Source organism: Aeromonas allosaccharophila (assembly GCF_000819685.1).
GTDB lineage: Bacteria > Pseudomonadota > Gammaproteobacteria > Enterobacterales > Aeromonadaceae > Aeromonas > Aeromonas allosaccharophila.
Window position 1 is genome coordinate 61,132 of the sequence record NZ_CDBR01000093.1, and the last position, 20,493, is coordinate 81,624.

A 20,493-nucleotide genomic window follows, 5' to 3' on the forward strand; every position below is an offset into this window, starting at 1 on the left:
TGATAATAAGGGTTTCACTTTATGAATTGCTGAGTATTACTCATCAATCCTGGGTGTTGGTAGTGAGCCTTGAGCATGTCGATCAGCATGCGCAGGCCGCTGCCGAGCTGGTGCCGACTGGGATAGAAGAGGTAGAAACCGGCAAAGGTGGGGCACCAGGGCTCCAGCACGGTGAGCAGTTTCCCCTCCGCGACCTTTTGACTCACCTCCTCTTCCAGACAGTAGGCGAGCCCCAGCCCCGCCTCGGCGGCACCGAGATAAAGTGCCGGGGTGCTGGTGGTGAGCGGCCCGGTCACCTCAATTTCCAGCATGTTGCCATCGGCGGCAAAGGCCCAGCGATAGTGATGGTGCGGGGTGAGGCGATAGCCGATACAGGCGTGGCGACTCAGCTCGCTCGGGTGTTCCGGCGTACCGTGTTCGGCCAGATAGGCGGGGGAGCCCACCACCAGATAGCGCTGGGGCGAGCCAAGGGGAATGCCGATCATCTCCTTGGGCAGCAGGTCCCCGTAAAAGAGCGCCGCATCATACCCATCTTCAATCAGCCGGGGCATCAGCTCCTGCTCCACTACCTCCACCTGCATTCTGGGATAACGGCGCAGATAGTCGATCAGCACCGGTGCCAGCAGGCTGTCGATGGCGCCACGGGGGGCGCAGAGCTTGAGTCGTCCCACCGGCTCATCGCTGTTGCGGGCCAGCTCGCTGAGCGCCTCTTCCAGGGTATTGAGGGTGGGGAGCAACTGTTTGAGCAGCCGCTGGCCCGCGTCGGTCGGCACCACGGCGCGGGTGCTGCGGTTGAGCAGCCGCACCCCCAGCCGCTCTTCCAGTCCTTTCAGGCTATGGCTGAGGGCAGAGGCGGAGACCCCGAGTTCGAGGGCGGCTTTGCTGAAACTGCGGTGGCGGGCAACGGCGGCAAACACCGCCAGTTCGGCGAGATCGGTACGGGTAATGGTCATCATCAATCAACAAAAAGGCGTGAATCCCAAGGGTACGCCATGGGCGTGCTGCACACAATCCGTGCGGAATGGATGGATTGTTGCGCAAATGTAGCTGCCTGCAGGCCATTGATTCCAGTGAAACTAAGTTGAATTGTTAAAAAAACTCACAATAAGGCGCTTCTAGTGTGATCTTGGTCGTCCGAAAGGCGACCCGAATCAAACTTTGGTTGATTAATTCAAAAAAACGCTGTGATTAATAGGGGCATTTAATTAAAGTCAGCCCATCAAGAGTGGTGCGCGTTAATAGGTTGTTAAGTGAGACGAGCGCCGACCCTCAGGGTCAAAATCTCGCACTGTTGTTTGTTGCGGTCTTGTTGTCACAAGGAGTGATGGCCAGGTTGCCGGGGTGCGAGAGGTTAATAACAAGGATGGACAGCAGGCGTTCCAGGGAGAGGGAACCGGGCCAAGGGCCCGAACAAACAAGAATCCCATTTTTCCTAGATGACAGGAACAACATATGTCTGACATGAATATTGCAGCTGATGGTCGTTTAGCCAGCAACACTTCCCGTGGCATCAACAAGGCCGATGTGGTCTGGATGCTGGGTCTGTACGGTACCGCGATCGGTGCCGGTGTGCTCTTCCTGCCAATCAACGCCGGTGTAGGTGGCCTGTGGCCGCTGGTTGCCATGTTGATCCTGGCCCTGCCGCTGACTTTCTTTGCTCACCGTGGTCTGGCCCGCTTCGTGCTGTCCGGCTCTACCCGTGATGGCGACATCACTGAAGTAGTAGAAGAGCACTTCGGCAAGACCGCAGGCAAATTCATCACCCTGCTCTACTTCTTTGCCATCTACCCGATCGTACTGATGTACTCAGTCGCCATCACCAACACCGTCGAGAGCGTGATTGTTCACCAGCTGGGCATGTCTGCACCTCCCCGTGCCGTCCTGTCACTGGCGCTGATCCTCGGTCTGATGGCAGTTGTTCGTCTGGGCGGCCAGGTTATCGTCAAAGCGATGAGCGTGCTGGTATTCCCGTTCGTGATCACCCTGATGGGCCTGGCGTTCTACCTGATCCCGCATTGGAATGGTGCCATCATCACTGAAGCTCCGGCGCTGTCCGACGCCTTCAACGGTGACTTCATCAAGACCCTGTGGCTGGCTATCCCGGTTATGGTGTTCTCCTTCAACCACTCCCCGATCATTTCCTCCTTCGCGGTGGATAACAAAGGTCGTTACGGTGAAGGTGCCGAGAAGAAGTGCAGCAACATCCTGCTGGGCGCTCACGTCATGATGGTAATGACCGTTATGTTCTTCGTATTCAGCTGCGTACTGAGCCTCTCTCCGGCTGACCTGGCTGCTGCCAAAGAACAGAACATCTCCATCCTGTCCTACCTGGCCAACCACTTCGACAACGCGGTTATCGCCACTGTGGCTCCGTTGATCGCCATGGTTGCCATCAGCAAATCCTTCCTGGGTCACTACCTGGGTGCGCAAGAAGGCATGAACGGCCTGATGGCCAAGGCGCTGCGTGAAAAGGGCAAGAACGTTGACACCAAGCAACTGAACAAAATCACTGCCGTGTTCATGATCCTGACCACTTGGGCCATCGCCACCATCAACCCGAGCATCCTCGGCATGATCGAAGACCTGGGCGGCCCGATCATCGCAATGCTGCTGTTCCTGATGCCGATGTACGCCATCGCCAAGGTTCCGGCCATGCGCAAATACGCTGGCAACATCAGCAACGGCTTCGTGACCCTGATTGGCCTGATCGCCATGTCCGGTATCATCTACAAGCTGATTGCCTGATAACTCCGGTTAATCCTTGTGAAAAGCCGCCTCGTTCGAGGCGGCTTTTTTATTGCCTGCTCAACAGCGGCAGATTTGCATAAACCCGGGCATATTCTCTGCACTCTGCTTAACAAAGTGGCGGGGGAGGCCTAACATGGCCCGACATCTGTTTATGAATCGGGACAAAGGAATATGTCTGCGTTGAACAAGGATCTCGGGCTCTGGCAGGGGATGGGGCTGCTCGCCACCTCGCTGCTCGGCACCGGGATCTTCGTGGTACCGGCGACTGCCGCCTCGCTGGCGGGTGGGGCCTCGCTCTGGGCCTGGTTGCTGCTGATTGCGCTGGTACTGCCCATCGCCTTTACCTTCGCTCGCCTCGGCCGTCGCTATCCCCATGCGGGCGGCGCGCCGCACCTGATTGGCCTCGCCTTTGGCAACGGCGCCGAGCGCTTCTCCGCCTTCCTGTTTCTGGCTGTGCTGCCGGTGGGGCTGCCTGCCGCCCTGATGATTGCCGCCGGCTTCTGGCACGCCCTGTTCGAGATGGGGGAGTGGACCCTGTGGGGCATCCAGCTGCTCACCCTGCTCGGGGTATTTCTGCTGGGGCTGCGCGGGGCGCGCTCCTCCGGCAACCTGCAACTGCTGATTGCGCTGGCGATTCTGGGGCTCACCCTGCTTATCTGGTTCAAGGGGGAGGTGAGCTGGCGCGATGCCGCGCGGCCGCTGCCGAGCACGGATGAGTGGCCTGCCATGGCCACCGCACTGGCGGTGATGTTCTGGTGTTTTGTCGGGCTCGAGGCCTTCGCCCATATGGGGGAGGAGTTCAAGCGGCCGGAGCGGGACTACCCCATCGCCCTGCTCGGCGGGGTGCTGCTGGCGGGGCTTATCTACTGGGTACACTCGCTGGTGGTGCTCAAATATGGCCTCTACGGCGATGAGGCGAAGAATGCCACCGCCATCCCCTCCCTGCTGGCGCTGCTGTTTGGCCCTACCGCCAAGTGGCTGGTGGCGGTGCTCGGTTACCTATCCTGCTTTGCCAGCATCAACATCTACATTCAGGGCTTTGCGCGGCTGATCTGGAGCATGGCGCGGGAAGGCAAGCTGCCTGCCTCGCTGGCCCAGCTCACCGCCCGCGGGGCGCCGCTGCGCGCGCTCACTCTAGTGCTCGCCATCTGTCTGCTCTGCATCACTCTGATCATCTGGCTGCGACTGCCACTCGATGAGCTGATCCGCTACGCCAACGGCAACTTCGTGCTGGTCTACCTGCTCTGCATGGCGGCGGGCTGGCGCCTGCTTGGTGGGGTGGGCAAGGGGCTGGCGGGGGTGAGTGTGCTGCTCTGCGCTCTGGTGCTGGTGGCGCTCGCCTCCCAGGTGCTCTATGCCGTCGTGCTTAGTCTGGCTTATGGCGGCTTCTCGTTGTGGCGGCGCCATCTGCGCCGTACCCGTCAGCAGGATGCGCTCCCGGTGGCGAAGTAACATCTCCCCGATTGCCGGAAAGATGAGAAAGCCCTGATGTTCAGGGCTTTTTTGATTCAGGCATATGGGATATTCATATGAACACCCGTTGGCACGCTATTTGCCGAAAAGTGCGGGGTCGGATCAACTCAGCGGCGATTTATAGCCAAAAAAAGTGGGATCCAGCTCCCGTTTTGCTTAAAGTGCTCCTTTCCGATCCCGGTGGTCGGAATGCCCGCAAGGATGCCCTTCAGACGTAAACAGGATGGCCTGGCCAGACTGACTCACAGCGATATTCACTGTTCCGGTTCCCTTTTCTGCCGCGTCTCTGCCGGTAGCGCCCTGTTCCGTTCAGTCAGTCCGGGTCTTGCGTCACTCTCATCGTGCATTGTCTCCATCTGCAGCGAGTGAATCATGAGCGAATCGGTTTTTGAGATCCACGACTGGACCCTGAGCGTTGACGACAACATGTTGTGTCGCCCCGACCGCGAGGTCTACCTCGAACCCAGACTGGTCAATCTGTTGCGGTTTCTGGCCCACAATGCTGGCACTGTGTTTGGCCGCGATACCCTGATCAACGAGGTGTGGGACGGCGCCGAGGTGACCGATCAGGTGGTGACCCAGTCCATCTTCGAACTGCGCAAGATCCTCAAAGATGGTCGCACCGATGCGACCGACTATATCGTCACCGTGCCCAAGCGCGGCTACAAGCTGGTGGCACCGGTACGGCCGCTGCAGGTGGTTTCCGTGGTGATGGCGGATGAGCAACCCGTGGCCGCGGTCAATACCGCGCTCTCCGACAACCCGACTCTCTCCGATCTGAGCCCGCCTGCGGCTGATCACGATGATGATGCACTGCCCAATGTCGCCCCTTTTCCCGCCGGGCCGCTGACCCGCGCCATCTCCACCCATGCCAAGGATGCCCGCAGCCGCTGGAAGATGGTGAGTTTCGATATCTTCGTGGCCATCGTGCTGATCGCCATTGTCAGCATGCTCAGCTACCAGCACACCAGCCCTCAGGTACACACCATGCTGGATCCCAATCTGCTGGTGTTCCGCTTCCACTCCGGCATGGATGACAACAACGAGAACGTGCGTCTGGCTGATGGCATCACCCGCGCCCTGATGGGGGAGGTGGCGGTAGCCACGCCGCTGCGGGTGCAGTATGGCGCCACCAATCTGATGGGGGGCATCCTGCCCGGCAAGGAGCTGAGCGTGCGGGTCACCCGCCAGCCCCGCGGCACCTATCTCGATCTGGAGTACCGCAATATCAACACCAACCGGGTGCTGTTCAGCCACCAATACCAGCTCAGCCGCCACAATGTGCACGGGGTGTTGCAGGCGAGCAGTCAGGATCTGCTGCGCGCCCTCGACCAGCCCGATGCCGAGCCGGGGATGGGCTGGCCCACCGATGATGCCTCGCTGATGGCGATGATGGAGGCGCAGTACTACATCAACAGCCGGGATCCGGTCGCCCTCAAGCGCGGCATCGATCTGCTGGAGCAGGCGCTGATTGCCCATCCGGATCAGCCGCTGCTGCTGGCGGAGCGCTATCTGGCGGGCGAGGCGCTGGCCACCCTGGCGGGCAAATCCGAGAGCGAGCGGCTGCAGGGGATTGGCACCCATCTCGCCAGCGTGGTGCAAAACAGCGGCGCCCTGCCAGCCCGGGTGTGGGAGGCACTGACCCTGCAGGCGATCCTCAACGGTCAGCAACAGCAGGCCAACTATCTGCTGGAGAAGGCGGCGAGTCGCGGCCGCTCGGTGCTCTATTACATACTGCAGGGCAAGCTGGCGGAGCTGGACGGTCGCCCCGAGGCGGCGGGGGATGACTACAGTCAGGCCTTCCTGATGGAGGCGACCGAGCAGACCTATCTGCTCTGCCAGCAGCTCGGTTTCTACAGCAATATGGAGAGCCTCACCCCGGCCTTGTTCAATGCGCTGGGTCAGAGCAAGGTGAAGCTCTTCTAACGTTGCGGCTCTTGTTTTTCTTCGGTCGGCGCGGTTGCCGACCCCATCCACTGGCTGCCTTCGGGTGGCCTGTGCTGTTTCTGCCGGTCTTCATCCTGCTGCCTACCATTGGGGATAGTCGCTCTGGTGCGGCCCGATTTCTCTTCTGCTATTCCACGACCATTCCCACTATTCCTATTTACCTTGCTCACAGTATTTGCGGCACTCGCATTTGCCCGGCTTTTGCCTCGCGCACTGCTTGTGACGTCTGCCTATTGTTGGCGGCGGGATAAGGTGTCACTCACCACTCACCACTCACCACTCACCACTTACCGATTATCGCCGTTGATGTGTGCCTCAAAGCCGCTGGGGATGAGAGAAATGGAAGATCGAACAGGAGGTGAGCGGCCACTCAGGGTAACGATCCAAAGGGCGTTCAGATGGTCGCAAGGGCAGGGGGCGCAATGGGAGCCGCTGTATCCCGGGTTTATCTGGCCAAAAATATCAAGACGGCGAGATAAGGGGGTTATCAAGGGGCAAAAACGGGGCGGCCGGATATCAAGGTTTTATCAAGGTGACGGTGTGGCCTGATGTCAATTTACTGTTTTTAAATGGTTTTTAGCAAAAATGACGAGGCGCTGAAAAAAGTTGGCTCATATTTTTATCCGTTAGCTGGTCTTTATGTTTTCCGGGGATGAGAGGCCTAGTCTGTGCCCATTCTTTGGCGGGGCGTTCCGCCAAATGTGTATGTGACGACCCGACCTTTTATAGAACCGGAGATCTTATGTCCCTAGATACGAGCAAGAAGATTGGCCTTATCGCCTGTACAGGTGTGGTGGCCGGCAACATGATGGGGAGTGGCATCGCGCTGCTGCCTTCGGCACTGGCCACCATCGGCTCCATCTCTGTCTTTAGCTGGGCAATCTGTCTGGTAGGCGCCATGGGCCTCGCCTTCGTCTTCGCCCGCCTTGCTACCAAGAACCCGCAAGAGGGTGGGCCCATTGCTTACGCTGGTGAGATCTCTCCGGTGTTCGGTTTCCAGACCGGTGTGCTTTATTACCACGCCAACTGGATCGGTAACCTGGCCATCGCCATTACCGGCGTCTCCTACCTCTCGGTGTTCTTCCCCATTCTCAATAGCCCAATTCCGGCCGCCGCAGCGACCATCGCTGCCGTCTGGATCTTCACCTTCGTCAACCTGCTGGGCGGTAGCTGGGTGAGCCGACTCTGTACTCTGGGTCTGGTGCTGATCCTGCTGCCGGTTGTCGGTACTGCGGTGATGGGTTGGGGTCATTTTGATGCCACCGTCTACAGCCAGAACTGGAACACCACCAGCGGCAGCGACCTGCATGCGGTCATCAGCGCCGTGCTGATCTGCCTCTGGTCCTTCGTCGGTGTTGAATCTGCCGCCGTCTCTTCCGGCATGGTGAAGAACCCCAAGCGCACCGTACCGCTCGCTACCATGCTGGGTACCGGTATCGCGGGTGTTATCTACATCCTCTCTACCCAGGTGATCAGCGGCATGTTCCCGGCAGGTGAAGTGGCTGCCTCCGGCGCCCCGTTTGCCATGGCCTCTTCCGCCATCTTCGGTAGCTGGTCTGCCCCGTTTGTCTCTGCCTTCACTGCGCTGGCCTGTTTCACCTCGCTGGGCTCCTGGATGATGCTGGTGGGCGAGGCGGGCAAGCGTGCCGCCAACGACGGCAACTTCCCGAAAATCTACGGCGAAGTGGACAAGAACGGCGTGGCCAAGAAGGGTCTGATCCTCGGCTCCCTGAAGATGACTGCCCTGATGATTGGCCTGACAGCCTTCACCTCCCGGTCCGCTCACGCTGCTGATCTCTTCAACGTGCTGACGACCGATGCGGTGCTGCTGACCATGCTGCCCTACTTCTACTCCAGCATTAATCTCATTCGCTTCGAGGGCATGACCTCCCGCAGCATCGGCGCGATGATCTTCTCCGGTGTGGCCTGTGTCTTCTGTCTGGTGGCCCTGATGGGTGCCAAGGGTTCCAACCTTACCGCTACCTTCGTGGTGTCGCTCATCATCCTGATGTTCTACGCCAAAAAACAGGGTCTGCGTCAGCACGACGCCCTGCTGAGCGAACAGCCCAGCAACTGATTCCCCCTTTTATCTTCCGAGCGCTCTTCACTCACCATCCCTGATGGAGAGCGCCCCTTTACGTGTGGAGCATTACGATGAATATCATTGCCATCCTCAACCACCTGGGCGTTTTCTTTAAAGAAGAACCCATTCGCCAGCTGCAAGCCTCCCTCGAGCGCAAGGGTTTCGAGGTTGTTTATCCGGTCGACGTGGCCGACCTGCTGAAACTGATCGAGAAGAACCCCCGCGTTTGCGGCGCCATCTTCGACTGGGACAAATACTCCCTGGGCCTGTGCAAGGAGATCCACGATCGCAACGAGAAGCTGCCGATCTTCGCCTTCGCCAACGACCAGTCCACCCTGGACATTCACCTGACCGACCTGCGTCTGAACGTGCACTTCTTCGAGTACCGTCTCGGCATGGCTGACGACATCGCCCTCAAGATGGGTCAGGCCACTCAGGAGTATCAGGACGCCATCCTGCCGCCGTTCACCAAGGCACTGTTCAAGTACGTGGAAGAGGGTAAATACACCTTCTGTACTCCGGGTCACATGGGCGGTACCGCCTTCCAGATGAGCCCGGCCGGCAGCATCTTCTATGACTTCTACGGCCCGAACGCGTTCAAGGCTGACGTCTCCATCTCCATGCCGGAGCTGGGCTCCCTGCTGGATCACTCCGGTCCGCACAAGGAAGCCGAAGAGTACATCGCCCGTACCTTCAACGCCGATCGCTCCTATATCGTTACCAACGGCACCTCCACCGCCAACAAGATCGTCGGCATGTTCTCCGCCCCGGCGGGCAGTACCGTGCTGGTTGATCGCAACTGCCACAAGTCGCTCACACACCTGATGATGATGAACGACGTGACGCCGATCTACTTCCGTCCGACCCGCAACGCCTACGGCATTCTGGGCGGTATCCCGCAGAGCGAATTCAGCCGCGAGACCATCGCTGCCAAAGTTGCCGCGACACCGGGTGCCCAGGCTCCCCGTTACGCGGTGATCACCAACTCCACCTATGATGGCCTGCTCTATAACACCGGCTTCATCAAGGAGAGTCTGGATACCCCTTACATCCACTTTGACAGTGCCTGGGTGCCCTACACCAACTTCAGCCCGATCTATGAAGGCAAGTGCGGCATGAGCGGCGAAGCAATGCCGGGCAAGGTGTTCTACGAAACCCAGTCCACCCACAAGCTGCTGGCGGCCTTCTCCCAGGCCTCGATGATCCACATCAAGGGTGACGTGGAGGAGGAGACCTTCAACGAAGCCTTCATGATGCACACCTCCACCTCGCCGCAGTACGGCATCGTGGCATCGACCGAGATCTCCGCCGCCATGATGCGGGGCAACACCGGCAAGCGGCTGATCAAGGACTCCATCGATCGCGCCGTCTCCTTCCGTAAAGAGATCAAGCGTCTGCGTGATCAGAGCGAAGGCTGGTTCTTCGATGTATGGCAGCCGGACAACATCGACACCGTCGAGTGCTGGAAGCTGGATCCGAAAGATGACTGGCACGGCTTCAACGGCATCGACGATGACCACATGTACCTCGACCCCATCAAGGTCACTCTGCTGACCCCGGGTATGGGTCGTGATGGCAAGCTGCTGGAGAAGGGTATCCCTGCTTCACTGGTCTCCAAGTTCCTGGACGAGCGCGGCATCGTGGTCGAGAAGACCGGCCCCTACAACATGCTGTTCCTCTTCTCCATCGGTATCGATCAGTCCAAGGCGATGCAACTGCTGCGCGCCCTGACCGAGTTCAAGCGTGGCTATGACCTGAACCTGACCATCAAGAGCATCCTGCCGAGCCTTTATCGTGAAGACCCGAGCTTCTACGAAGGGATGCGCATTCAGGAGCTGGCGCAGCGGATTCATGACTTGACCAGCAAATACCGTCTGCCGGAGCTGATGTTCAAGGCGTTCGACGTGCTGCCGGAGATGAAGATGACGCCACATGCTGCATGGCAGCAGGAGCTGGCTGGCAATCTGGAAGAGGTGCCGTTGCGTGACATGGTTGATCGCATCAGCGCCAACATGATCCTGCCGTACCCGCCGGGAGTACCGCTGGTACTGCCGGGTGAAATGGTGACCAAGGATTCTCTGCCGGTGCTCGAGTTCCTCGAGATGCTGTGCGAGATCGGTGCCCACTACCCGGGCTTCGAGACCGACATCCACGGCCTCTATCGTCAGGCCGATGGCAGCTACACCGTCAAGGTGCTGCGTTAATCGACAGTGACAACAACGGGCCGCAAGGCCCGTTTTTCCCTCCAGAATTCCTGTTCTTAATTGCGTGAGTCGCCAACCATGAAGCGAGTGCTCTCCATTCAATCCCACGTAGTCTTTGGCTGTGCCGGCAACAGCGCCGCCGTTTTTCCCATGCGTCGCCTTGGGATCGAGGTGTGGCCGATGAACACGGTGCAGTTCTCCAACCACACCCAATACCGCGAAGGCTGGCAGGGGATGGTGATGCCAGGCGGTCATATCCGTCAGCTGGTAAACGGCCTGGCGGAGATCGGCGTGCTGGCTGAGTGCGATGCGATTTTGAGCGGCTACCTCGGCTCGGCCGAACAGGGGGAGGAGATCCTGGCGGCGGTGGCCCGGCTCAAGGCGCTCAATCCGGCCGCCCTCTATTTTTGTGATCCCGTGATGGGTCACCCCGACAAGGGGTGCATAGTGGCACCCGGCGTCGCCGATTTTCTGAAAAACCGGGCACTGGCCTGCGCCGATATGCTGGCCCCCAATCTGCTGGAGCTGGAACAGCTCACCGGCCGCGATATCCGCAATGTGCCGGAGGCCATTGAGGCGTGCCAGCAGCTGCGCGCGCAAGGGACCAAGCTGGTGATGGTGAAACACTTGGGCAAGGCCGGGTTTGCCATGGACCGCTTCGAAATGCTGTTGGTGTGCGAGGAGGGGACCTTTCACCTCTCCCGCCCGCTCTACCCTTTTGCCCGCCACCCCATCGGGGTGGGGGATCTGCTGAGCGCCACCATGCTGGCCAATCTGTTGGCCGGTTGCACCCCGGTAGCGGCGTTCGAGCTTACCAACGCCAGTGTTGATGCCGTGCTGGCCCGCACCTGGCTGGCGGGGGCCTACGAGCTGCAACTGGTGGCGGCCCAGCATGAGATGGCGCTGCCGCAGGTCTCCATCCGGGCGACTCGTCTCTGATCTGCGAGATAGCAATGGGTTTATGACAGGGAAGGGGACTAATCTGGTGACCAGTAGTGTCAGCGTGAAGAGGCCACCGACGCGAGCGGTTGATCTTCAGGATGACAAGGCGGGAGTGACGGCCAGATAGCATTGACAGCCAACCCGCCATACTCATGTTTCCACGGTTGGAGAGATATCATGCACAGCTTCAATAGACGACTGCTCTTGGTGACAACGATCCTGACGCTGACCGGTTTTGCCGGTTTCGCAACCGGCCAGACATTGCTCCCGCTTAATGGACAAAACGCCGAGCAAATTAAATCTGATGATATGGCCTGCCAAAATCAGGCGACCAGTACGACCACTCCGGCGACTGAGCAGCCTCAGGGCGGGCGGCTCGCTGGCGCGGTGAAAGGGGGGCTCGTCGGGGCTGCCGCCGCGGAGGTGCGCGGTAACCAGTATGATGCCTACGACAGGCTCGATGACGATGTGCAGCAGGAGTATCGACAGGAGAATGCCCGGGATGCGGCCGCAGTGGGGGCCGTGATAGGCGGCCGTCACCAGAGAAAAGAGCGACGTGCCGAACAAGTGGCTGCGCCCGCGGCGACCACCTCTTCACAGGCTTATATCAGTTGCATGCAGGGCAAGGGTTACAGCGTCGCCCCATAAACGTCTGATGGCGTGATGCTGTCGGCAAGCTCAGGCCCCACTGGGGCCTGAGTCACCGATTATTGCGTCAGTTCTAATGCCTGGGGGCTAATCCTGCGGGCTCCTGAGCGCCTTGACCACATCCTCTTTGGGCTCCAGCTCCTTGACTTGATTGAAGATCTCCAGCTCCCCTTGCGGGCTGACGGTGTAGGCATCGGCATCCTGATAGCTGCCGCTGCCGGCGCTCTCGATGATGACCACCAGCTCGGGCTGCTTGTCGCCATTCAAATCGACCAGCTTCAGCTCCCGGATAAAGCCGTTGCGGGCCATCACCTTGCCATCCAGAAACTCATCCAGTGGAAATTGGGCGTTCTGGCCCGAATAGAGTCGCACGTCATAGCTGCCGATGGAGGCGGGCTCACCGACCCCCTGCGCCACCCGGATCACCTGCCCGGAGGGGAGGGTCAGTTGCTTGCTAAATCCCTCTTCGGCTTGTGCCGCCAGCGGCAGGGCCAGCAGCCCTGCCATCATCAATGCTCTGTTCATCTTGCAACCTCTTGCTGTCTGTTGAGCGCGGACTCCCGCGGGAGCCCGCCGTGATGCTGTTACCAGATCTTCACCCGTTTCTGGGGCGGCAGATAGAGCTTGTCTTCCGGCTGGATGTTGAATGCCTCGTAGAAGGCGGGAATGTTCGGCACCACGCCGTTGACCCGGTACTCGGGCGGCGAGTGGGGGTCGGAGCGCAGCAGCATCTGCATCAGCTCGGGGCGATACATCCCCTTCCACACCTGCGCCCAGCCGAGGAAGAAGCGCTGTTCGCCGGTAAAGCCATCCAGTACCGGCGCCTCCTTGCCATCGAGCGACAGCTCGTAGGCCTTGTGGGCGATGGTGAGGCCGCCCAGATCGCCGATGTTCTCACCCAAGGTAAACTGGCCGTTGACGAACTGGCCGTTGATGGGCTCGAAGCGGTTGTACTGGGCCACCAGCCGGCTGGTACGGAAGCGGAACTCCTTGAGATCCTGCGGTGTCCACCAGTCGCGCATCATGCCGTCGCCGTCAGATTTTGCCCCCTGATCATCAAAACCGTGGCCCATCTCGTGGCCAATGACCCCGCCGATGGCGCCATAGTTGACCGCATCATCCGCCGTCATGTCGAAGAAGGGGGGCTGCAAAATGGCCGCCGGGAAGACGATCTCGTTGTTGCTCGGGTTGTAGTAGGCGTTCACCGTCTGCGGCGACATGTGCCACTCGTCCCGGTCCACCGGCTTGCCGAGGCGAGCCAGACTGTCTGCGTATTCAAAGGCTTGCGAGCGTTGCAGGTTGCCGACCAGATCATCCGGTTTGATGGCGATGGCGCTGTAATCCTTCCACTTGTCCGGATAGCCGATCTTGGGGCGGAACTTGGCCAGCTTCTCGAGGGCCTGCGCCTTGGTCTGTGGCGACATCCAGTCGAGCTCCTTGATGCTCTGGCCGTAGGCGGTGCGCAGGTTCTCCACCAACTGCTCCATCCGCTCTTTGGCTGCTGGCGGGAAGTAGCGGTCCACATAGAGCTGGCCGACCGCTTCACCCAGATGATCGTTCAGCACCCCGAGCGCCCGCTCCCAGCTGGCGCGCTGCTTGGGTGTGCCGCTCAGGGTGGTGCCGTAGAAGGCGAAGTTGGCCCGGTCGGTCTCGCTGTCGAGATAGGGGGCGTAGTCGGTCAGCAGTTGCCACTTGAGGTAGGCCTGCCAGTCGGCGATGGGGGTCTGGGCCATCACCTGATCCAGCGCGCTCAGATAGGTTGGCTGACCGATGATGAGCTCCGGCTGGCCAGCAATGCCTGCCGCGTTCAGATAGGCCTGCCAGTCGAGGTGGGGGGCGAGCCGTGCCAGTTCGCTGGCGGGGCGCTTGTTGTAGTTCTTCTCCCGATCCCGCAGGGCCACGTTGTCCCACTGGATGGTGGCGAGCCGGGTTTCGAGGGCCAGAATCCGTTTGGCCTTGCCGCTCGGGTCAGATTCGCCGAGGCGGCTCAGCATGGCGGCGATATGCTGCTGGTACTTCTGGCGCAGTGCCTGACTGTCGGGATCCTGCTTGAGGTAGTAGTCCCGATCCGGCAGCCCCAATCCCCCCTGATAGAGGTAGACAGCATAGCGGTCGGGGGACTTGGCATCGGCGTCGATCCAGATGCCAAACGGCGCGCCGCCGCCCATGCGGCCACTTTGGGCAAAGGCGCGGGCCAGCGCGGCCTGATCACCGATCCGATCGATATCGGCCAGCGCCGGTGCCAGCGGGGTGAGCCCCTTGGCGTCACGGCCTGCCTGACCCAGATAGCTGGCGTAGAGATCGCGAATCTGCTGGGTCGGCGTGCCGGTGGCGGCCTCCTGCTTGGCCAGCCCCTCGACCAGCACCCGCACATCGGCGAGGGATTTGTCCCGCAGCATGTAGAACGCGCCATCGGCGGGGCGATCGTCGGGGATCTTGGCGGTGGCGAGCCACTTGCCATTGACGTAGCGGAAGAAGTCATCGCCGGGTTTGACCTGGGTGTCCATATTGGCCAGCGCCAGCCCGGAGTGTTTGGGGGAGTCTTGCGGTGCCTGACTGCAGCCAGCCAGCAGTGCCAGTCCAATCAGGCCGGCCAGTAAGCTTTTCTTATTGTTCATCTTGTTTGATTCCAATTCGGATTGTTTGCTTCCCTGCCCATCTTCCTTGCTCCAACCGGTTGTGCGACCGCCTTGCGGCCAGCCTGGTGGAGAGGGCGGGCGAGCCTCACTCTAGCAGCAGGGTTGCAGCTTGATAAGCCCGACTCTGCTAAGATCGGCCGGTCCGTTTTGGGGAAGCCTATGATTTCTCATCTTTATTCTCGCTTTTGTCTGACTATGCCTGCGCCGGAAGGTTCCACCGGTCTGCTGGTGGCCTTCAGTGGCGGCCTCGACTCCACCCTGCTGCTGGTGCTGGCGGCGCAGTATGCCCGCGAGCACAGCCTGCCGCTTCGCGCCCTGCACGTGCACCACGGCCTCAGTCCCCATGCCGATGAGTGGGTCGCTCATTGTGAAGCTGTGTGTCAGCAATTGGCGGTGGAGCTGCTGGTCGAGCGGGTGACCCTGATCCGCGGCAATGGCGAGAGTCTGGAGGCGCAGGCCCGCACCGTCCGTTACCAGCGACTGACAGCTAGGATGCGGGAGGGGGAGTGGCTGCTCACCGCCCACCATCAGGACGATCAGCTGGAGACCCTGCTGCTGGCCCTCAAGCGCGGCGCCGGTCTGCGTGGCCTGGCGGGGATCCTGCCAAGCCAGCCCTTTGCTGGCGGTCTGCTGCTGCGGCCGCTGCTCGATATGAGTCGTGCCGAGCTGGCCGAGGTGGCGGCGAGCCTCCCCTTTGGCTGGGTGGAGGATGAGAGCAATCAGGACGTGAGTTATGACCGCAACTTTTTGCGCCAGACGCTTATCCCCCAGCTCAAGGCGCGCTGGCCCGCCATGGCCCAGACCGCTGCGCGCAGCATGGCCCTGTGCGCCGAGCAGGAGGCGCTGCTGGATGAGCTGGCCGAGAGCGACTGGCAGCTGGCGGGTGAGGGGGAGGGGGAGGCGCTCCATATCGGCCCGCTGCACGCCCTTTCACCCACCCGGCGCAACAACCTGCTGCGCTACTGGATCCGCCGTCAGGGGGGGGAGATGCCATCCCGTGAGCAGCTTGCCCGGCTCTGGCAGGAGGTAGCGCTGGCGCGCGGCGATGCCAATCCCCAGCTCAACTGGGGGCGCCAGAGCTGCCGCCGTTTTCAGGAGCGACTCTATCTGGTGAGCCCTGATCTGCAACCTTGCCATCAGGTGTTGCCGGTCACAGTGGGTGAGCCGCTGACCCTGCCGGACGGGTTGGGTGAGCTGGTGGTGCGCATGGCGGAGCACGGCGAGGATCTGCTGCGTTCCCCCCGAGCGGATGAGCCTCTCTCGGTGCGTTTTCAGGTGGCGCCCGGGATCCCCCTCAAACCGGTGGGGCGAAGCGGCAGTCGGCGGATGAAGAAGCTGCTGCAGGAGTATGGCGTGCCTTCGTGGCAGCGGGGGCGCATCCCCATCCTCTACTATGGCGAGCAGGTGGCGGCGGTGGTGGGGCTCTTTGTTTGCGACGGTTTTATGGCACAGAGTGCCGGGCTGGTGTGTCACTGGCAGGGGAGCGGTGCCGCCCCGGTTCTGCCCGAGCAGGATCTTTCATGAGGTGATCGGTGTGAGCGGGGACCCCAAAAAAAGAAGCTCCGGTCACATGGCGCGCATGTGCCGGAGCAAAGAAGAGTTCGGGATTATTCGTTAGGGCTGGCCTTGCCGGCTTTTTTGCGGGCGTAGAGGTGACTGTCGGCCGCCTCGTAGAGGCTCGGCACATCGACCCCGGATTGCCAGCTGGCGGCGCCAAGGCTGCATCCGACCGAGAAGGTGCTGAGCTCCTTGTTGGTCATCAACATATGCTGCAGTCGCAGCCAGACCGGGCGCCACGCCTCGGGTTCGGCCGGTTGCAGCAGCAGGGCAAATTCATCTCCCCCGAGCCGGAAGGCTTGATCCGTGCTGCGGATACACCCCTTGAGCAGCTGGGCGAAGCGACTCAGCACCAGATCCCCCACCGGATGACCCCAGGTATCATTGATCTGCTTGAAGCGATCGAGATCCAGCAGCACCAGCACCAGACCGTGGGGCTCGCGGCTGTGCTGCTCGATGGCGCGACCGATAGCCTCGTCAAAGTAGGAGCGGTTGCCAAGGCCGGTCAGGTGATCGAGCCGGACCAGCTGATCCAGTTTTTCCAGCCGCAGATACAGGGGCAGCAGCAGGCAGAGCAGCTGATGGTATTGCATCAGTACCCGTTGCTGGCTGCCGCTCAGCGGATGTTCCAGCTCGTAGTGGAGCTGGCCGAGCAGCTGGCCATGCTGACCGCGCAGCTCGAACGGATAGTTGTGCAGGTTGAGGGTGGCCAGCGGCGGGTGCTGGATCAGCACATGGGGCTGGCCACAATCGAGGTAGAGACCGTGGATCCTGACAATTCTTGCCGCACGATCGGCAAAAGTTGTCAGCAGACCGCCGAGATCGCTCTGCCCCAACAACTGCTCGAGCAACTGGTTGCGTTCAACGCTGGGCAACGGCGTGAGCCGCTCCATCTGGCGAACCCACTGCTCGATGCCATGGCTAAAGCCATTAAGTGACGACGTATTTTCCATGGTCTTCCACCTGTAACACCTGACTACTGTCTCCTCCCTGCAATTGGCATGCCCAATATATCTTTCCTGCCCGCCAGATCGGCTGACTAAGCTTAAGTCGATAAAAGGAGAGGGAAATTTGTACACCGACCTGTTGATCCTGCTGTTCGCCGCCGTCCTGCTGGTGGCAACTTTCCGGCGCCTCGGCTTGCCGGTGATCCTCGCCTACCTGATTGCCGGCGTCTTGCTCGGCCCTCACGGGCTGGCGGTGATCACCGGTCAGTCGATCATGCAGACCATTGCCGAGCTGGGGATCGTCTTTCTGATGTTCTCGCTGGGGTTGGAGTTCTCCCTGCCGAAACTACTGGCGATGCGCCGGTTGGTGCTGGGGGTCGGGATGTTGCAGGTGCTGCTCACGTCACTGCTCTTTTTCGCCATCGGCTGGTGGTGGGGGTTGGGTCTGGCCCAGTCGCTGGTGGTGGCGGGAACGTTGGCGCTCTCCTCGACGGCGGTGGTGATCAAGCAGCTCGGCGAGCAGAAGCAGCTCCATACCCGCCGCGCCCAGCTGGGGGTGAGCGTGCTGCTGTTTCAGGATCTGGCGGTGGTGCCCCTGCTGGTGATGATCCCGATCCTCGCCCAGCCGGAAGTGCAGGGGAGCGCCCTGGCCGCCGAGATCGCTTGGGCCACTCTCAAGGGGCTGTTTGCTCTCTTCACCCTGCTGGCGGTGGGTAAGTGGTTGCTGCCACTGCTGTTTCACGAGGTGGCGCGAGCCCGCTCCGACGAGTTGTTCGTGCTGAGTGCCCTGCTGGTGGCGCTGCTGGCTGCCTACATGACCCATTCACTCGGGTTGTCGATGGCGCTGGGGGCGTTTCTGGCGGGGATGATGCTGGGGGAGTCCCACTACCGTCATCAGCTTGAGGTAGACATCAAGCCCTTTCGCGACGTGCTGATGGGGCTCTTCTTTATCACCATCGGCATGGCCATGGAGTGGGAACTGGTGGCGCGGGCTTGGTGGCAGGTACTGATCTGCGTGGTGTTGCTGGTGCTGTGCAAATCCCTACTGGTGCTGCTGGCCGGGCGGCTGATGGGGGAGCGCAAGCGCGACAGCATGGCCGCCGGTATCATGCTGAGCCAGGTGGGGGAGTTCGGCTTCGTGCTGCTGGCACTGGCACTGCACCACGGCCTGCTGGATCAGCAGCTGGTCTCCCTGCTCATCGGCATCGGCATTATCTCCATCGCCATGACCCCCTGGCTGGTGACTCAGGCCCATTCGCTGGCCCGCAGCCTCACCGATCCGGCGTTGCTGACCCGCTCCGAGGTCGCCCAGTCGGGCCTGAGCAAAAACCAGCACGTCATCATTGCCGGGTTTGGCCGGGCCGGGCAGACCTGTGCCCGCTTTCTCAAGATCGAGGAGATCCCCTTTCTGGCCCTCGATCTTGACCCGGAGCGGGTGAGCGAGGCCAAGCTGGCGGGGGAGCAGGTGGCCTTCGGCGATGCCAGCCGCCGCGATATTTTGCTGGCCGCCGGATTGCTGCGGGCACGGCTGGTGATCATCACCTTCGATGATCGCAAGCGGGTGGAGGCGATGCTGGCACTGATCCGCGAACTGGCGGGGGATCTCAAGGTGCTGGTGCGTACCCGGGATGACAGTTTTCTGGAGCAGTACAAGCAGGCGGGGGCGTTTGAGGTGATCCCCGAGTCCCAGGAGGGGGCCCTGATGCTGGTCTCCCACCTGCTGCTCAACTGCGATATCCCTCTCGGGCGAGTGATCCGCCGGATGGAGCACGAGCGCAGCAGCCAGTATCGCTTCTTGCACGGCTTCTACTGGGGGGATCAGAGCGCCAGCAATCTGGAGGCTGATCAGCTGCTTGAACGCCTCCATCCGCTGTTGCTGCACGATCAGGCGTGGGCGGTAGGCCGTGAAGTGCGCGAGTTGCCGCTCGATGAGGTGCGGATCAAGGAGGTGCAGCGCGGGGAGCAAAGCCTGGAGCCCAGACCCGAGCTGGTGCTGGCGGCTGGTGACCGGCTGATCCTGTTTGGTACCGTGGTGGCGATGGAGCAGGCGGAGCAGCGTTTGCTGGAGGGGCATTGAATCCCCTCGCGCCTATCGACCACGCACCCCTTTACTCCCGCTCTGTTGGCTGCCCCTCGATATCGAGAAAGGCGGCAACCCGCTCCCGCTCCTGGAGGGTATCCCGATAGCCCAGCTTGATCAGCTGCTGGCAGTAACCCGGATAGAACATCAGAAAGCTGGCCAGACTGCTGGTCTCATCTCCCTTCACGCCCAATACCCGCAACAGGCGGCGCAGTTGCAGTGGCAGCTTGCGCAGATAGGCCAGCGCCATGGTGTCGAGATCCTGACTCGGTTTCAGTACGCAGGTCTCCACCCGCTTCAGCTTGAGGCGGTTGCGTTCCCGCTCCGGAATGAGGTCCAGGGTCTGGTTGATGCGCCACAGTCGCTCCAGATCGGAGTTGAGGGTGTCGGTAAAGACGGTATCGAGCAGATGGCTGGCGATATTGGAGCTGGTGAGGTGGCCGTGGTGATGGGTCGGTGCCGAGTGCGCAGGCGGATCCAGGGTGATCAGCAGGATCCGCTCCGCCCCCAGATGGATGGCGGGGCTGAGCGGGCTCAGCTGGTGGATGGAGCCGTCGCCGTAGAACTTCTCGCCGATCTTGGTGGCCGGAAAGACAAAGGGGAGAGCCGAGGAGGCGAGCAGATGCTCCGATGTAAGCACGGTGCGTACCCCGCGCCGTCTGGCCCGCTCCCACGGATGGTGCTCGGCCCGCCCCTGAAAGAAGGTGGTGGAGAGACCGTCATCGTAATCCGATGCCGTGATGGCCAGCGCCTCCAGACTGCCGTAGAGGATGTTGTCATCGATGCGGTGATAGTCGATGAGCTGATCCAGCAGGCGGTGTAGCGGCGCGTTGTCAAACAGGTGAAAAGCGTGGTTGGTGTGGGGATTGATCAGCCCCGCCGACCCTTCGTACATCAGCCGCCACAGCAGCCGACCGGGGTGAAAATCGAAGATGTGGTGAGTCTCGAAACGGCGCCAGACCCACTCCAGCTTGCGCACCCCCAGATGAAAGCAGGAGGCATAGCAGGCCAGCGCGGTGACATTAATGGCCCCCGCCGAGGTGCCGCACAGGATGGGAAAAGGAATGCCGAGATTGCGCGGGTAGAGCTCCGCAATCGCCTTGAGGGCGCCGACCTGATAGGCGGCGCGAGCACCGCCACCGGTGAGCAACAACGCTGTATTGGGTCTGGCCATATGCTGGCGCCTTATTGTTGGCCCGAGAGGGGCGTTCCCACTGACAAGTTA

The 20,493-nt window shown here is 61.0% G+C and carries 14 protein-coding genes; 9 read left to right on the forward strand and 5 right to left on the reverse strand.

What is annotated here, in order from left to right:
* Window positions 1-14 precede the first annotated feature (14 nt).
* A complete protein-coding gene (locus BN1115_RS16320) occupies window positions 15-953 on the reverse strand; it encodes a LysR family transcriptional regulator (RefSeq protein WP_042657975.1) in 939 nt (312 codons plus the stop codon).
* Between the two features lie 499 nt (window positions 954-1,452).
* On the opposite strand from BN1115_RS16320, the gene BN1115_RS16325 reads away from it, so the two are divergent.
* The 7 genes from BN1115_RS16325 to BN1115_RS16355 all read left to right on the forward strand — a co-directional run bounded on the left by BN1115_RS16325 (window position 1,453) and on the right by BN1115_RS16355 (window position 12,045).
* Window positions 1,453-2,745 (forward strand): HAAAP family serine/threonine permease, encoded by a 1,293-nt coding sequence (locus BN1115_RS16325; RefSeq protein WP_042058614.1) that lies wholly within the window; start codon window positions 1,453-1,455, stop codon window positions 2,743-2,745.
* 174 nt (window positions 2,746-2,919) lie between these two features.
* A complete protein-coding gene (yjeH, locus tag BN1115_RS16330) occupies window positions 2,920-4,200 on the forward strand; it encodes an L-methionine/branched-chain amino acid transporter (protein WP_042657976.1) in 1,281 nt (426 codons plus the stop codon).
* 393 nt (window positions 4,201-4,593) lie between these two features.
* Window positions 4,594-6,147, forward strand: a complete 1,554-nt coding sequence (cadC, locus tag BN1115_RS16335) for a lysine decarboxylation/transport transcriptional activator CadC (RefSeq protein WP_042657977.1) — start codon at window positions 4,594-4,596, stop codon at window positions 6,145-6,147.
* 763 nt (window positions 6,148-6,910) lie between these two features.
* Window positions 6,911-8,245, forward strand: a complete 1,335-nt coding sequence (cadB, locus tag BN1115_RS16340; protein WP_042657978.1) for a cadaverine/lysine antiporter — start codon at window positions 6,911-6,913, stop codon at window positions 8,243-8,245.
* A gap of 77 nt (window positions 8,246-8,322) precedes the next feature.
* Window positions 8,323-10,455 carry a lysine decarboxylase CadA gene (locus BN1115_RS16345; RefSeq protein ID WP_042657979.1) on the forward strand — a complete coding sequence of 711 codons (2,133 nt, stop codon included), beginning with the start codon at window positions 8,323-8,325 and terminating at the stop codon, window positions 10,453-10,455.
* A gap of 78 nt (window positions 10,456-10,533) precedes the next feature.
* The gene (gene pdxY, locus BN1115_RS16350; protein WP_042657980.1) at window positions 10,534-11,394 is read left to right on the forward strand and encodes a pyridoxal kinase PdxY; all 861 of its coding nucleotides are present in this window, start codon (window positions 10,534-10,536) and stop codon (window positions 11,392-11,394) included.
* A 180-nt stretch (window positions 11,395-11,574) separates the two neighbouring features.
* The gene (locus BN1115_RS16355; protein WP_042657981.1) at window positions 11,575-12,045 is read left to right on the forward strand and encodes a hypothetical protein; all 471 of its coding nucleotides are present in this window, start codon (window positions 11,575-11,577) and stop codon (window positions 12,043-12,045) included.
* Window positions 12,046-12,132: 87 nt separating this feature from the next.
* Here the strand turns inward: BN1115_RS16355 and BN1115_RS16360 are convergent, their stop codons facing one another.
* Window positions 12,133-12,570 (reverse strand): PliI family lysozyme inhibitor of I-type lysozyme, encoded by a 438-nt coding sequence (locus BN1115_RS16360; protein ID WP_042657982.1) that lies wholly within the window; start codon window positions 12,568-12,570, stop codon window positions 12,133-12,135.
* A gap of 59 nt (window positions 12,571-12,629) precedes the next feature.
* Complete coding sequence (locus BN1115_RS16365; RefSeq protein WP_042658029.1) at window positions 12,630-14,663, reverse strand: M13 family metallopeptidase; 2,034 nt, start codon at window positions 14,661-14,663, stop codon at window positions 12,630-12,632.
* Between the two features lie 180 nt (window positions 14,664-14,843).
* Between BN1115_RS16365 and tilS the strand changes: the two genes are divergently transcribed.
* Window positions 14,844-16,208 carry a tRNA lysidine(34) synthetase TilS gene (gene tilS / locus BN1115_RS16370; RefSeq protein ID WP_042657983.1) on the forward strand — a complete coding sequence of 455 codons (1,365 nt, stop codon included), beginning with the start codon at window positions 14,844-14,846 and terminating at the stop codon, window positions 16,206-16,208.
* Between the two features lie 83 nt (window positions 16,209-16,291).
* On the opposite strand, the gene BN1115_RS16375 is transcribed toward tilS, so the two are convergent.
* A complete protein-coding gene (locus BN1115_RS16375) occupies window positions 16,292-17,194 on the reverse strand; it encodes a GGDEF domain-containing protein (protein WP_005347848.1) in 903 nt (300 codons plus the stop codon).
* Between the two features lie 118 nt (window positions 17,195-17,312).
* On the opposite strand from BN1115_RS16375, the gene BN1115_RS16380 reads away from it, so the two are divergent.
* Entirely contained in the window at window positions 17,313-19,265 is a 1,953-nt protein-coding gene (locus BN1115_RS16380; RefSeq protein ID WP_042657984.1) for a monovalent cation:proton antiporter family protein, read from the forward strand.
* Window positions 19,266-19,296: 31 nt separating this feature from the next.
* On the opposite strand, the gene BN1115_RS16385 is transcribed toward BN1115_RS16380, so the two are convergent.
* Entirely contained in the window at window positions 19,297-20,442 is a 1,146-nt protein-coding gene (locus BN1115_RS16385) for a patatin-like phospholipase family protein (protein ID WP_042657985.1), read from the reverse strand.
* Between the last annotated feature and the right edge of the window lie 51 nt (window positions 20,443-20,493).